This window comes from Parabacteroides timonensis (genome assembly GCF_900128505.1).
Classification (GTDB): domain Bacteria; phylum Bacteroidota; class Bacteroidia; order Bacteroidales; family Tannerellaceae; genus Parabacteroides; species Parabacteroides timonensis.
In genome coordinates this window covers 22,950-36,868 of record NZ_LT669941.1, presented here as the reverse complement: position 1 = coordinate 36,868, position 13,919 = coordinate 22,950, and the positions used below count along the sequence as shown (strand labels likewise).

The window sequence follows — 13,919 nt, the reverse complement described above, 5'->3', positions numbered from 1 at the left end:
AGCCCACAAAGGAAAAGGCTTTGCCTCCTGTATTTTATATCCGTCGGTTTTTAACCGACGGCAAAATAGAGCCTGCGGCATGGGGCTTTGCCCCATAAAAGACAATGAGACAAATAGGCTCAAAACTGACAATAATTGAAACAAATAATAAATAAAAAAACAACTTCTATAAAAAGAGAATTGAGAATCAGTTTATTTATCATTGATTCTCAATTCTCAAATTTCAATTTTCAATTCCTCAAAGTGCTATGCAGGAGGTAACTCCCAACGAGGTGGCCACGGCCGAGAGGATGGCCAGCAGAGTCTGGATGATAAATTTCCAGGTCTCTTTCTTCGATGTTTTCTCACTCATGATCTTTTTGTTTAAAAGGGTTAATAACTAAAATGTAAGCATTCAATTGTATGGCTTCAGCCTCATTTTATCGAATTGCATGGCTGAAGCCATACTTTACTCGATGACAGGGCGGTCATCTTCGCCGCCTCCTTCCTGGGGCGTACCTGCGTAGGCGGTGAGTTCCGTCAGACGGCACCGTTTGCGCAGCTCCTGGTTACTCCAGGTCTTGGTGTTGCGCACGTTGAGATGTACACCCTTGATGTTGGCGGCGGTAAACTCCGCGGCGGTGTTGGCAGGCATGGTGCTCATGCCCAGGGAGATCAATCCCAGTTCTCCCAGGCGTACCGACTTACCGTCGAGTACCAGTTCCTGCATGCAGGAGAGCATGTCGATCAGTACGCCGTGGATAACGCCGCGCGAGTAGGGCGAGTTGTGTTCCGACATGTGCGTGACGAAATCTTCAAAATCCATTGTGCGATCCTGTACCGCCTTGCCGTACCATTTGTCCTTGAAATCGCCTGCGCGTTTTTCCTGATACTTTTTGTACTTCAATGTTCCTGTTGTTGCCATGTTGTTTTCGTGTTAAAGGGTTAGTGATATTGTTTATTCTTCTGACACAAAGGTAAGCCGCATTCCTCCCAAAGCAAAAAAACGAGTGTCTCCAAGGTGTGAAAATCCGTTAATAAACAGAAGGAATTTACGGAGCTATGCTTTCCCTGGCGCGAAAAATATCTTTCTTTGGCGCGGAGCTATGTTTTCGTTTTACCTTAACATTATCCTTTCACAGCTCCACGTTTCACAAAACTTACAATACTTACAAATTACAATACTAAAAAAATAAATTTTCTATATGAGTAAAGTAGTTTTATATTATATATAAATATATTTATATATAATATAAAATATTTCATCTTACATTTTTATGTGACACAATATTTCGTTAATTGTAAGTATTGTAATTTGTAAGTATTGTAAGTGATTATACATTCCTAATCACTTACAATCAAAACTCAAATACAACAAATACTCACATATCATGCATTCTAAATATTTCCTTTGCCATATAAGCAAGAAAAACTAAACTTTAAAATCATAATCTAATATTTTGCCATCAACCAATATTCATTACCTTTGTAAGATATTTGATATATAGTGTACCAAATTGACCGAAGAAAAATTTAATGAATAAGATACTTAGTTATATAGCTCAAGAGACCGGGGGTAAACGTTTTGACTCCTTTCGGTATTGCTACGACACCCAACCCTCTCCCAATGTGGCATATGAACCGGGTGAGGAAAGCTATATCAACATGAAGGAATATGCGGAGAGCGACCACAATTCCAAGGTGCGTAACATGAGTGTCTTGGCAGAGTCGTGCGCTTTGGGACCTGCTTTGTTCAAATATTTTCTAGACGGTTCGCGCCGGGTTTATAAAGTGGACGATATGCAATACGACAAAAAAGTATTCCCTATTGTGAGCGGGCAGATTTCAGTAGCTTGTTGTACACGCAAAAGTATGACTATTCGTTCCACTCCTTTGAACATATAGAAGAGGAATGTTACCCCGTAGTCTGCTTACCCATCACCGCCAATGGAAACGGAGAAGACAACGCCTCGTTTTTCGGCAACTTACGGAATAGCTTAAACGACCTACCGTTGTTGCAGGCATCGGGCATAGAAATAGGCAAAGTGCTATACTATCTTACCAAATGCGAAGGTAATGAAACACTTGAAAATAAGGGTATAGCCCGCATACAAGACGAGATGGTGGATTGTGAAAAACGCATTGTAGCACGGCTTACCTCCCGTCATCTACTCACGCAGGATAGCTATCTGATAAAAGACGGCTCCGTGCAATACAAGCCCATGAAAACAGGTGACTACAAAGAGTTGAACCGCATCCGTAACAACTATCGTCATGTGGTGGGTGTGTCAAAACGTTTTAACCCCAATCTGATGAAGGACAACCGAGGGCAGAGTAATGCGGCGGTGATAGCCGCATTGCCACTTTTTCATCGCACACCCGCTTTTCTTTGGAATCCCGGTACGGAATGGGGAGGTGTAAATTTTGCCATTTGGTATGTGCGCATCCGCGACCGCAAGTATTGCGAGACACCCTATTCAGGCATTTTGAAAGTAGAAAAGATGCTCATGACAGGCTATGAAAACGATCATGGCCTACATACTGATGAGATTGATGCCATCACCGCCAACCTTATCAATGAGCGCAATCCCGTATGTTATGGCAACGACACTCGCTGGGCAAACCATCTCTACCCTGTCTATATGACGGAAACCTATTGCAAAAGCCGCTTCCGTAGCGACCTGCAATTTATTCATCTATTCTAACAACGTAATCTGACAATCATGGAAACCATAGGAAAAGTGATAGCTACGGAGAAGCAACCCTCCACAATAGAGGAATTTACCTTTTGGACACAAAAAGACTTGAGGTTGAAACCTTTTGACGTGGTAGTGGTAGAACACATTGCAGACTCGGTAGGGCATGCCTCTAAGACATTCGGCGTGGTGGAAGAAATTTCACACATGACCGATTCGCCCAGTGCACTAGCCGGCTTCATATCCAGCGACTTCGGCAATGTAAACGCACACTCTTACACCGAGCGTATCGGCATGAATTATGTGAAATGCAAAGTGGTGGGTAATGACCGGAACATCTATATTCCCGTGCAAGAGGGGCGTAAGGTATTCCTCGCCACCGAAGACGAGATTATGGAAGCATTAGGCCTGAAAGAGGTGAAACATCCCATGCCGGCAGGCTACATCGAAATGTACGACGGTGCCAACCGCAAAACGCTACCCGTATTCTTCAACTCTCATTTCCTGATAGGTCCCGAAGGGGCGCATCTCAACATTTCGGGTATCTCGGGGCTTGCCTCTAAAACCTCATACGCCATGTTTCTGATGAAGGCCATACAAGATTATGCATTGAAAAACAAGAACGAGTCGGTAGCATTCATCATGATGAACGTAAAAGGAACCGACTTGTTGAAGGTTGATCAAAAGAACAACCGCACGGAAGAACTTAAAAAGATTAAGCCTGTCTACGATCTGTTGGGCATGAAGATGGAACCTTTCCAAAAGGTGAAATACTTCTATCCCTTTGCTAAAGAAAGTACCGCCTACACATACGAAAAGCAGGAGGTGATAGAGGAGCGACTGAAGTCGGGACGCGCCTTCCAGTACAAATACCTCTTCGAAACGGATGAAGACAAGGAATGTCTGGATTTGCTTTTCGCCAATGTGGACGACCCGAATGAGACCATAGAAAGCATTCTGAACTTTATCATTTCGGGTGGAGCAGATTTCCGGGGCGTGGATAATTGGGAAGACTTCAAAAACGCCCTTTATACGCAAACACAGACCGACAAGACGAAATCGGCAGGCAAAGAGATTTCGGTGATGAGCTGGCGCAAGTTCTACCGCCTGTTCAACAAGAGTTACCAGAAGTGCCAACAAATGTTTACCAACCAATTGGGTGGTGGCGTACGCCTGCGAGACGAGATAGCCCGTATCGGCAAAAACGACGTAATGGTAATAGACGTAGCCAAGCTTGATGAGGAATCGCAGGGTTTCGTGTTCGGCGATGTAATGCGCGCCGTCTATAATCTGAAACTCGGCACTCCCGATCGTCCGGATAGTGAAATACCCGACCGCATTATCATATTCATTGACGAGTTGAACAAATACGCCTCAGTGGATGTGCCCAGGTCATCGCCCATCCTGCATCAGTTGCTCGACATCACCGAACGCGGACGCTCGTTGGGCATTATACTTTTTGGTGCAGAGCAATTCGTGAGTGATATCCACCGACGTGTGAAGGGCAATTGCGCCACACAGGCTTTCGGGCGTACCAACGCAATAGAAATCACGCGCGAAGACTTCCGCTTCGTGCCTAGTGTTTACAAAACTATGCTGACCCGTATGAAGCAGGGAGAATACATCATCCAGAACCCCGTGTTCCGCTCGATGTTGCATATCAACTTCCCCTTGCCCATTTATAAATATTACGAATAAAAACATTATACCGACAATGGCGAAAACAAAAATAGGGAAAAACGTCATCGAAAACCTCACTCGAAGCATGTATGAGGATCCAAGGTGCATTTTCCGTGAATATATACAGAATGCCGCCGACCAGATAGACCTGGCTACAGAGCAAAATCTTGAACCGGATAATTATTATGATATCCATGTGCGCATTTTCCGGGGCGACAAACGGATTGTGATAGAGGACACCGCAACAGGTGTGCCATATGAGCAGCTTGACACTCTGCGCGATGTAGCCGCCTCCATGAAACGGCGCGGCCATCAGAAAGGATTTCGAGGCATAGGGCGGCTGGGCGGACTGGCTTACTGCTCCACCCTTATCTTTGAGACATCGGCCAAAGGTGAGAATGTGAAAAACAAGATGCACTGGGATGCTGAAAAAATGAATCGTCTACTTGATGATGAAAGTTATGATAAGGATGCCGCCACGGTGATAGACGAAATTATTACCGAAAGTCAAGAGAAGGAGGCTGAAGACAAACACTACTTCAGGGTAATTATGGAAAATGTAAGCGATGACCGCCTGCTCGATATAGAAGACATACGCGACTACCTTCGCATGGTGGCACCGGTGGATTATCCCACCGCCTTTACTCGTTTCGCCGCCGAAATCAAGCAATATGCCGCTGAGCACGGCGCTAAGATAGATACTTATCATCTTTATCTGGGAGATGAAAATGATGAGGAGCAAATTTTCAAGGCTTATACCCCAGTAATTATCGACAAAAAAAATGGAGATTATGAGGTAAAAGCCATTCAAAAGTTTCACCGCTACGATCAGAACGGCTACTTGATGTATTGGGGATGGTACTCTATATCAGAAACACGCGGGCAGATCCCCAGTTATAATGTGCCCTATGGTATGCGCCTTCGCGAAAAAAACATCCAGGTGGGTAACGAACGCACTTGTCGTAACTTCTTTACCTCTGAGGGGGATAAACGTTTTGCACAATATTTTTATGGCGAGGTTCATGTGGAGACAAGCGAACTCGTGCCCGACGCACGGCGAGACTATCTGCGCGTGTGTTCGCTTCGATGCGAATTTGAAAGACTTATCCGCGAAGACTTTAAGGCATTGAAGGATCTTTGTAAGGACGCTTCGGACTGGAGAAGCCTTATAAAAAAATTAGAAAATGCGGAGAAAGGGCAAAAAGACATCGTGGAAAAACAGAAGCAGCCTAACCCTTATCTCACTCCTTCTGAAAAAGAAAAAGACGAGGAAAAATTCAAACAACTTCAAAAAGATTTGGAAGAAACCAACCAAAAGATAGAGCGTGCCAAGCAAAAAGCAGAAGAAAACAAATCTCCGTTAAAAAACATTTATTTCGGTGGCGGAAATTCGGGAAGTACTACCACACCGGCAACGACTTCTCCCGTACCACCACAGGAAAAGTCTCATCTTCCGGCGAATAATGCGAATAACGAAAAAAGACTCGTCACAGGTGGCCTGCGCACCGATGGCAGTTTTTACGTACACTTCAACCAAGGCGAGAAAGATGTGCTCAATTCAGTCTATCAAGCCATATACAAGACTATTCCCGACGAAGATTTTCGCGAATTGCTGATACGTAAAATAGAAAAGGAATTGACCCGATGAGTCGTAGAGTATTGCTATTGGAACCCAATTATAAGAATAAGTTCCCTCCTATAGGACTGATGAAAATGGCGACTTATTTCCGTCTGCGCGGTGATGATGTGGTATTTTACAAAGGTGACTTGAAAGAGTTTGTAGTGAATCAAATTACAGACGAGTGTGTGGCAAAGCTAACCGAGGTAGATGATACCATTGACTGGCGACTCCGCTCTGCCGACATAGCTGACTATATCCGCAACCGGAAACGGGCGAATTTGGAGCAGATAGGCGTAGACGATTCAGAGTTTGCCATCTTTATCTACCCATGGCTGGAACATTACAAGAAGTTCTATCATAGTGGAGAGTACAAATTACATCCACGCTGGGACTGGGTGGGCGTGACCACCCTCTTCACGTTCTATTGGAAGATAACGATAGAGACTATCGAGTTTGCCAAAACCATGGTGAAAGATCCAACACACAACCTCATGGTGGGTGGTGTACTGGCCACCATCCAGCCCGACGAGATAGAGGCAGCTACAGGTATCCGTCCATGGTGCGGTACGCTCCATACTCCTGGCGACATCGATGCAGGAGATCCTCATATCATAGATGAACTTCCATTGGATTATTCCATACTGGACGAGGTAGACTACGTATATCCCGACTCGGGAGCCTATTATAGTTATGCCACTCGGGGGTGCATCCGCAAATGCCCGTTTTGCGCCGTATGGACGCTGGAGCCCCGTTATCAAGACTACATCCCATTAGTAGACCGCATCAACCGCACACGCCGACTCTATGGTGATCAAAAAAACCTACTCTTGATGGACAATAATGTACTGGCTTCTAAACAACTGGAACAGATAGTGGATGACATCAAAGCATGTGGCTTCACCAAAGGAGCCAAATATATTGAGCCAAACCAATACGACATTGCTATTCGTAACCTTCGGCTGGGAATGAACAATCGTGCCTATGTGCGCAAATGTTTTAAGCTTTTGCAAGGCATCAACGAATACAAACCGTTGACTGATGAGGAACGTACCCATATCTATGCTTTGCGAAAAGAAAATGGTCTGCTCAACCTACGCACCTGTACCCGTGAGGCTTTGATAACCACCTATAAAGACTTTGCGGCCTACTTCAACAAGCGTTATACGCGAAGCCATAGCAAAGGACGTTTACGCCATGTCGATTTCAATCAGGGTGTGGACGCGCGTCTATTCAACGAGCAGGTTGTTTCACTTCTGTCCGAGATCCCCGTGCGTCCCCTGCGCATCGCTTTCGATGATATCAAGACCGAGCCTGCTTACACACGTGCCCTGACTATGAGCGTGAAACATGGCATGAAGGATTTTTCCAACTATCTACTCTATAATTTCAAAGACAAGCCTACCGACTTATATCATCGGTTGAGAATTAATGTGGACTTGTGCGAAAAGCTGGGTGTAAGTGTCTATTCCTTTCCGATGAAATATCATCCCATCCGTGATGAACATAGTCATAACCGCAACTATATCGGTCAACATTGGAATCGTAAATATATCCGTGCGGTGCAAGCCGTGCTCAATGCCACCAAGGGTAAAATAGGCCGCGGAATATCGTTCTTTGAAAAAGCTTTCGGACGTAATGAAGAGGAATTTATGGAATTGCTAATTATGCCCGAGACATTCATTCTTTTTCGCCTCTTCTTCGAACATTTGGGATATACCGACCAATGGCGCAAGGCCATGAAGGAGCTTTCGGAAGAGGAACGTGAGGAGCTGATGCCCATCATTTACAAAAATGACTTCAACCACATAGAGGAACTATCCTCTAATCCGAAACTTCGTCACATCCTGAAATTTTACATGGATTACCGAGGTGACATCGCCAACCATGAATCCGAACTTTACTTGAAAAAAGTGGACTTCAACAAAATACCTCAAAAGACATGATAAAAGTATCAGACAATAAACATACGAATTTTCCTGTAGTGTGCGGGGAAGATTATGAACAATTTTTCCAAAATGAACTGATGCACTACTTGTATAGTGATATTTGGAAAAAAGAATACTCCGATTTATGCCAGGATATGAAGATGAAAGTGTCGCCGGGCGATAGTGAACATCTTAAAACATATCTTCGCAAAAAACACGAAGAGGTAAGGTTGAAGTTTACCCAAACAGAAGCTTATACGGTTTGGAACCATTGCTATGACGCAGAACAGCATGATTATAGTATTCCTAAGTTTCTTCGGAAACTTAATACGTTGTATGACGGTGAAATTAACCGAACAGAATGGAACAAGTTTATGTCTTATCATTGTCTGACAAAGTACATAGATACAACTCTTGCCCAACTATTGGAAAACGAAAAGCAGACACAGGACGGCATAGTAAACTTCCAATACAACAATTATGGCGAGATCCATTTCGGAAGCAGTGCTTCCGAAACCCATATTCCCCAAGACGATGACAACGCCTCTTGTGAGCCGCTCCGCAACCTGATATTCGACACTCGCCTTTTCGACACCAACGAACGACTCGTTACCTTACGCAATACTATTGCCTCAGCCATTGATCTAGGTGACGCATCCGTTCTCTACGGTGGCACTCCCCTGGAAATACGTATCGACCCTCATATGCTGAGTGACTGGTATTACATTGTCAAGTCGCTCGAAGAAGCGAAAGTGATAAAGGGGAAACCCACGGATACGGGCTTCATTGACCAAATGGCTAGCTGGTTTCCTACGCTCTTCGCATGCGAATCACCCGACGAATTCAGCAAGCATAAGCGAAGCATCACAAAAGCTATCTCTAACGAGCGAGGGAAATGGAAAAACCTGAAAAACGGAGAAACAATCAAGCTGAACGAAATGTGGGCAAAAGAAAAACAGATAAAAATAGATCGTGCCAAGAAGGAACGCATATACGAACTGGCAAATAAAGGGTTACTACGAAACCTCACAGACTTGAAACAAAGGATTGAAAAAGAAAAATCGAACCGATAAAATGGTCTTATAGTTGGGAGTTCATCAGACACCTTATCGGACCCATCGGACAAAAACAAACGAATGAACCGGACACGTCGGACAAGCCTCTAAACAGGTCTGCCCGACGTATTTTTTTATACTCGTCCTACTATAACTTTGCCTCTGTAATCGAAAATAAACCGATTGCGGAGGCATTTTCATTATGTGTGCCTCCAACTTAACAACTACAATAAAACATATGGAAACATTCGTAACCATCATCGAACAACATGGCTTGAAAAGCCGTCCCTATTAGGACAACCAGGGGGTTCAGCGCACCTTCCACTCGTGCGGCTTCGTTCTATCGAACGGTATCGACGAATTTTACGCCGAAATGACAGGCGACCAGGCCCTGCAATGCGGAGAATATAACAAGACACTCCTGCATCGCTTGCAAAGCTACATTCGACAACGCCGCTTCACCGACAAGAACGGACAGGAACGCTTCGAGAACCAAATTTATATTGTAAAACTAGTATAACATTTATTAATTCCGAGTCGGAGCCAAGCGAAGGAAAAATCTCATGAGACGTAAGGTGGCCACCTTTTCCTCTTTCCGGCTTCTCCTCACTTAAAATTCGACAAAGATTATGAACATTACAATCCAATTGAGCGACCGCGCTTATCAGAGACTTCTTTCGTCAGGTAGTCGCCTGCAGGGTACTATCAAGCTGATCAGCCCGACCGAAGGTAATTTCAACGAACATATCCGCCACACGCCGGAAAACGGGAGCGATAACTCAAAATACATTCGCCTGCGCCACGGCCGGGTGAGTGTGAATGAGGACCGCGTGCGTTTCACCCTACACATCGGACTGGACGAAGCAGGTATCATACCCTCCGAGGCCATCGAGAATGAGAGCCGCGAAGCAGGCGGATTCGTGGACGATGTACTCGACACCATCGAACGATATCACTAAAAAAAGATAAACTATATATATCATGAGCTTTGGAATTTCAAATAATGTAAAAAGCCGGGTGGTGCGCACATGCACCCCCGAACTGTTCCGGGGAGCAGTAGACTCGCCCCTGGTGGCAAAAATATGTGCCGAGATAGAAGATGCCCTGGAAGCTACAAGGCGGGGTGAAATGCCGAAAGAGGACTTCGACACGTTGAAAGCGGAACGCAAGAAAATGCTTCCGGTCATTACACCGCACGCCACTTTCAAGAACGGGCGACGGTTGAATGCCGATGCCGTGCCGTCGGGACTTTCGATGTATGATGTGGATCATATCACCGACCCACGCGGATATTATAAGAACCACGTGGAAGGTAGGGAAAAGGAGTTGGGCGTGGTACTGGCACACGTAACGCCCAGTACCGAAGGGCTCCGGTTGGTCTTTGCAATTGAAAATGGAGAATTGAAAATTGAAAATTATTCGTTGGCAGAAGCACAACGCCGAATGTCGGAGCAATTGGGCGATGCCGAATATGACGGGGCGGTAAAAGACTTGGCACGATGCTCGTTTCTTGTACCCCGCGATTATATCCTTTATCTGGACGAAGAAGGATTGTTTGCGGAACGTGCTACAACGTCCCCCAATGGCACACAGATGACACAGATTAAGCAGATGACCACAGATAAAAAAATTAAAAATCTGCGTAAATCTGCGCCATCAGCGTCATCTGCGTACCCTGAGGGCGCAAATCAGAACAATGAACCCGCAGACCCAAGCACCGATAATTCTCAATTATTCAAGGGCGTTCCGTATAAAAATATCATCACCGAATGGCTTCGTCTCACGGGTGGCGAACCTCAAAAGGGCGAGCGCAACACCCGCCTGCATCGCCTGGCGTCGCACCTGCGCTACATTGCGGACAACGACGAAACGTTGCTCTTGAACATCATGCCCCGCTACGACCTTACGGAAGAAGAGATGCGCGGATTGATCCATTCCGCCTGTTCCGCCAAATTCTGTTCCACCCCCAAAGAGATGACGCAAGCGGTACGGCTTGCAATTGACAATTACAAAGACACTAATCCGGCGAAGCCCAATTCTCAATTTTCAATTCTCAATTCTCAATTGAACGAGCCTCCGGCTCTCCCTAAGAAGCTCCCCGCATTGATCAAGCTGCTTTTGAGCCGTACCCCGGACGTTTATCAACCTGCCGTGGCACACGCCGTGTTTCCCGCGCTGGCCGCCCACCTGCATAAGGTACGTTTTCGTTATATCGACAATGTGCCGCATGAAGCAACGTTGATGAATGTCCTCATGGCCGGTACCGGTGCAGGCAAGGATTGCATCTCCGAACCCATCAACCACATCATGGCGGACATTCGTTTAAGAGACGAGGAAAACCTGCGCCGTGAACGCGAATGGAAGAACGAAGTCAATTCAAAAGGGGCGAACAAGGACAAACGAGCACGTCCCGAAGGCCTGATCATTCAAGAGATCGATGCTGACATGACAAACCCCGCCTTCGTGATGCGTACCGCCGAGGCGAACGGACATTTCCTTTACACGAAATTGAACGAGATCGACCAGTTCGATGCCCTGCGTGGGGGCGCAAGGGGGCAGCAACAATTCCAAATCATGTGCCTTAGCTTTGATCCCGGAAACCGTTACGGGCAGACCCGTGTAGGCACTCAGTCCGTCACGGAGAAAGTGACCATCCGTTTTAACTGGAACGCTGCTACCACCATCCTGAAGGGCAAACACTACTTCTCGCGGGTGTTGACGGACGGTCCCATCTCACGCATCAATTTCTGTACCATTCCCGAACGTGAAATCGGTGCCGAGATGCCGGTGTACGGAGAATACGATGCCGCTTTCGACGAAGAACTCCGCCCATCCATCGAGAATCTCTGTCGTACCGTAGGCGAGGTAGATTGCCCCGAGGCATTTCGCCTGGCCAAGAAGCTAAAAGAGGAGTGTGCTGATTTTGCGCGGCTTTCGCAATCGAGGGTGTATGAGAATCTTTCTTTTCGGGCGAACGTTATTGCCTATCTGAAGGGGTGCGTATTATTTGTGGCGAATGGCCGGAAGTGGGACAAGACGATGGAAGAATTCGTGCGCTGGAGCTTGAAATACGACCTTTGGTGTAAGATGGAATTTTTCGGAGCAGACATCGAGGAGAGAATGACTGGAAGCGGCACGGCATCGGACAAGCAGAAACGTCGCGGACGAACCAACCTCCTGGAACTGCTGCCCGAAGAGTTCACCCTGGCAGATGCCGTTCGTGTACGCCAGTCGCAAGGCATGGATGCCGAGGGCACACGGAACATGCTTTGGCAATGGACACATCGGCATTACATTACAAAACTTACAATTAATGAAAACGACTTGAAGGACACACCTGTCTCCGCCAAGCCGGAAACTTATAAAAAAACTGAAAAATGGAAATAACCCTGACACGCATCGCCCGACGCAAGACCTACACGATAGGCCGTTTGGCAATCGATGGAGAATACATTTGCGATACATTGGAACCCACCTGGCGCGACATCGGCTGGGGAAGGCCGGGCAAGAAGATAGCCGGCAAAACGGCCATTCCGGAAGGCCGCTATCCGGTAGTGGTGACCTTCAGCCCCCGGTTCGGACGGTGGCTTCCTCTCCTGCTCCACGTGCCCCTGTTCGAGGGCATCCGCATCCATGCAGGCAACACGATGAACGACACAACAGGGTGTATCCTACCCGGGTTGAATAAAAAGAAAGGCCAGGTAATCGATTCGCGTATCTGGGAACACCGCATCGTCCGCCGCCTGGCAAATCGTCCCGAAGGGGAGGCGGTGTGGATAGAGATTAAATAATGTGCCAATATGGCCGGTTTTGTAGGGGGCGGTTGTTATATTATTGTCGCAAAGGGCGGGCAGACCCCGCCCCCACAAAAACGGCTATTGGGGTTCAATATTTATCAGTTTTGAAACAAATATTCTCCTTTCTTTTTGTCCGAAAGAAATATTCTATATCTTTGCCGTACCGCCTGTTATTGGGCGGCAACCAAAATATATATATGCTATGGGAAAGTTTATCAATCCCTTCACCGATTTCGGTTTTCACCGGATTTTCGGTCAGGAGGTACACAAAGAGTTATTAATTGATTTCTTAAATCAGCTATTGGAAGGCGAACGTCATATCAGCGATATCATCTTTCAAAACCCGATCCTTCAACCGGAAACGATCGAAGACCGGGGAGTGATATTCGATATTCATTGCAAGGATGATAAAGGCGGTTGGTTTGTAGTGGAAATGCAAAACGGAGCCCAACCCTACTTTTACGACCGGGGTATTTATTACTTATCGCGGGCAATCAGTAATCAGGGTGAAAAAGGTAAAGACTGGAAGTTTAACCTCTGTCCCGTATACGGCATCTTCCTGTTAAACTATAAGATGGGAATGAACTCTAAATTCCGGACAGATGTTATATTGGCAGACCGTGACACCGGACGCGTGTTTAGCGACAAGATCCGGCAGGTATATCTGGAGTTACCCTGGTTCACGAAAGAAGCTGATGATTGTGAGACAGATTTTGAACGTTGGTTATATTTATTAAAGCATATGGATACATTAGACAGAATGCCCTTCAAAGCGCAAAAGGCCGTATTCGACAAACTGCTCGAAGTGGCGGATGTGGCTAATCTGAGCAAGGACGAGCGTGTCTTGTATGACGAAGCCCTGAAACGTTACCGCGACTATAAGAATACGATCGACTATGCCGAAGAGAGAGGGGTAGAAAAAGGACGCAAAGAAGGCATTTATTCTGTAGCAAAAAACATGAAAGAGAAAGGTCTTCCTATTCTGACAATTGCAGAAGTAACCGGCCTCTGTGAGGCGGAGATAAAAACATTATAATATTCATAATAAACAGGCAACTAAACAAGGCAGCTTTATTCGAGGCTGCCTTGTTTACATTAGAAATACTTGAACTTATTTCTATTTCCGAGCGCGAAGCCCAATTGTCAATTATCAATTGACAATTAGA

13 protein-coding genes are annotated in these 13,919 nt (G+C 46.0%); 11 read left to right on the top strand and 2 right to left on the bottom strand.

All coding sequences use genetic code 11. The features are described from left to right. Positions 1-238 precede the first annotated feature (238 nt). Positions 239-352, bottom strand: coding sequence for a smalltalk protein (locus tag BQ7394_RS25785; RefSeq protein WP_154674737.1), 114 nt, complete (start codon positions 350-352; stop codon positions 239-241). Positions 353-448: 96 nt separating this feature from the next. Next, positions 449-904 (bottom strand): HU family DNA-binding protein, encoded by a 456-nt coding sequence (locus BQ7394_RS07860; protein ID WP_075556946.1) that lies wholly within the window; start codon positions 902-904, stop codon positions 449-451. A 611-nt stretch (positions 905-1,515) separates the two neighbouring features. Between BQ7394_RS07860 and BQ7394_RS07855 the strand changes: the two genes are divergently transcribed. The 11 genes from BQ7394_RS07855 (at position 1,516) to BQ7394_RS07800 (ending at position 13,789) form a co-directional block, all read left to right on the top strand. After that, a complete protein-coding gene (locus tag BQ7394_RS07855) occupies positions 1,516-1,884 on the top strand; it encodes a hypothetical protein (protein ID WP_075556945.1) in 369 nt (122 codons plus the stop codon). After that, positions 1,833-2,684, top strand: coding sequence for a hypothetical protein (locus BQ7394_RS07850; RefSeq protein ID WP_161951784.1), 852 nt, complete (start codon positions 1,833-1,835; stop codon positions 2,682-2,684). The genes BQ7394_RS07855 and BQ7394_RS07850 overlap by 52 nt, the downstream gene beginning before the upstream one ends. 18 nt (positions 2,685-2,702) lie before the next feature. After that, positions 2,703-4,373, top strand: a complete 1,671-nt coding sequence (locus tag BQ7394_RS07845; RefSeq protein ID WP_075556943.1) for an ATP-binding protein — start codon at positions 2,703-2,705, stop codon at positions 4,371-4,373. Between the two features lie 16 nt (positions 4,374-4,389). After that, the gene (locus BQ7394_RS07840) at positions 4,390-6,003 is read left to right on the top strand and encodes an ATP-binding protein (protein WP_082211781.1); all 1,614 of its coding nucleotides are present in this window, start codon (positions 4,390-4,392) and stop codon (positions 6,001-6,003) included. Beyond that, positions 6,000-7,919: a radical SAM protein gene (locus tag BQ7394_RS07835; RefSeq protein ID WP_075556941.1), complete on the top strand. Its 1,920-nt coding sequence runs from the start codon at positions 6,000-6,002 to the stop codon at positions 7,917-7,919. Before BQ7394_RS07840 ends, BQ7394_RS07835 begins: the two co-directional genes overlap by 4 nt. Further along, the gene (locus tag BQ7394_RS07830) at positions 7,916-8,974 is read left to right on the top strand and encodes a hypothetical protein (RefSeq protein WP_075556940.1); all 1,059 of its coding nucleotides are present in this window, start codon (positions 7,916-7,918) and stop codon (positions 8,972-8,974) included. Before BQ7394_RS07835 ends, BQ7394_RS07830 begins: the two co-directional genes overlap by 4 nt. Before the next feature lie 355 nt (positions 8,975-9,329). Then, complete coding sequence (locus BQ7394_RS26230) at positions 9,330-9,476, top strand: hypothetical protein (RefSeq protein WP_235848705.1); 147 nt, start codon at positions 9,330-9,332, stop codon at positions 9,474-9,476. Between the two features lie 109 nt (positions 9,477-9,585). Further along, positions 9,586-9,915, top strand: a complete 330-nt coding sequence (locus tag BQ7394_RS07820) for a hypothetical protein (protein WP_075556939.1) — start codon at positions 9,586-9,588, stop codon at positions 9,913-9,915. A 22-nt stretch (positions 9,916-9,937) separates the two neighbouring features. Further along, a complete protein-coding gene (locus BQ7394_RS25380; protein WP_082211778.1) occupies positions 9,938-12,343 on the top strand; it encodes a BT4734/BF3469 family protein in 2,406 nt (801 codons plus the stop codon). Further along, positions 12,334-12,747 carry a DUF5675 family protein gene (locus tag BQ7394_RS07805; protein ID WP_075556938.1) on the top strand — a complete coding sequence of 138 codons (414 nt, stop codon included), beginning with the start codon at positions 12,334-12,336 and terminating at the stop codon, positions 12,745-12,747. Before BQ7394_RS25380 ends, BQ7394_RS07805 begins: the two co-directional genes overlap by 10 nt. 208 nt (positions 12,748-12,955) lie before the next feature. Next, complete coding sequence (locus BQ7394_RS07800; protein ID WP_075556937.1) at positions 12,956-13,789, top strand: Rpn family recombination-promoting nuclease/putative transposase; 834 nt, start codon at positions 12,956-12,958, stop codon at positions 13,787-13,789. Positions 13,790-13,919 lie beyond the last annotated feature (130 nt).

Excerpts from the sequence above, each read along its gene's own strand:
- BQ7394_RS25785 (WP_154674737.1), bottom strand. The coding sequence starts at position 352 with ATGAGTGAGAAAACATCGAAGAAAGAGACCTGGAAATTTATCATCCAG.
- BQ7394_RS07860 (WP_075556946.1), bottom strand. The coding sequence starts at position 904 with ATGGCAACAACAGGAACATTGAAGTACAAAAAGTATCAGGAAAAACGC.
- BQ7394_RS07855 (WP_075556945.1), top strand. The coding sequence starts at position 1,516 with ATGAATAAGATACTTAGTTATATAGCTCAAGAGACCGGGGGTAAACGT.
- BQ7394_RS07845 (WP_075556943.1), top strand. The coding sequence starts at position 2,703 with ATGGAAACCATAGGAAAAGTGATAGCTACGGAGAAGCAACCCTCCACA.
- BQ7394_RS07840 (WP_082211781.1), top strand. The coding sequence starts at position 4,390 with ATGGCGAAAACAAAAATAGGGAAAAACGTCATCGAAAACCTCACTCGA.
- BQ7394_RS07835 (WP_075556941.1), top strand. The coding sequence starts at position 6,000 with ATGAGTCGTAGAGTATTGCTATTGGAACCCAATTATAAGAATAAGTTC.
- BQ7394_RS07830 (WP_075556940.1), top strand. The coding sequence starts at position 7,916 with ATGATAAAAGTATCAGACAATAAACATACGAATTTTCCTGTAGTGTGC.
- BQ7394_RS26230 (WP_235848705.1), top strand. The coding sequence starts at position 9,330 with ATGACAGGCGACCAGGCCCTGCAATGCGGAGAATATAACAAGACACTC.
- BQ7394_RS07820 (WP_075556939.1), top strand. The coding sequence starts at position 9,586 with ATGAACATTACAATCCAATTGAGCGACCGCGCTTATCAGAGACTTCTT.
- BQ7394_RS25380 (WP_082211778.1), top strand. The coding sequence starts at position 9,938 with ATGAGCTTTGGAATTTCAAATAATGTAAAAAGCCGGGTGGTGCGCACA.
- BQ7394_RS07805 (WP_075556938.1), top strand. The coding sequence starts at position 12,334 with ATGGAAATAACCCTGACACGCATCGCCCGACGCAAGACCTACACGATA.
- BQ7394_RS07800 (WP_075556937.1), top strand. The coding sequence starts at position 12,956 with ATGGGAAAGTTTATCAATCCCTTCACCGATTTCGGTTTTCACCGGATT.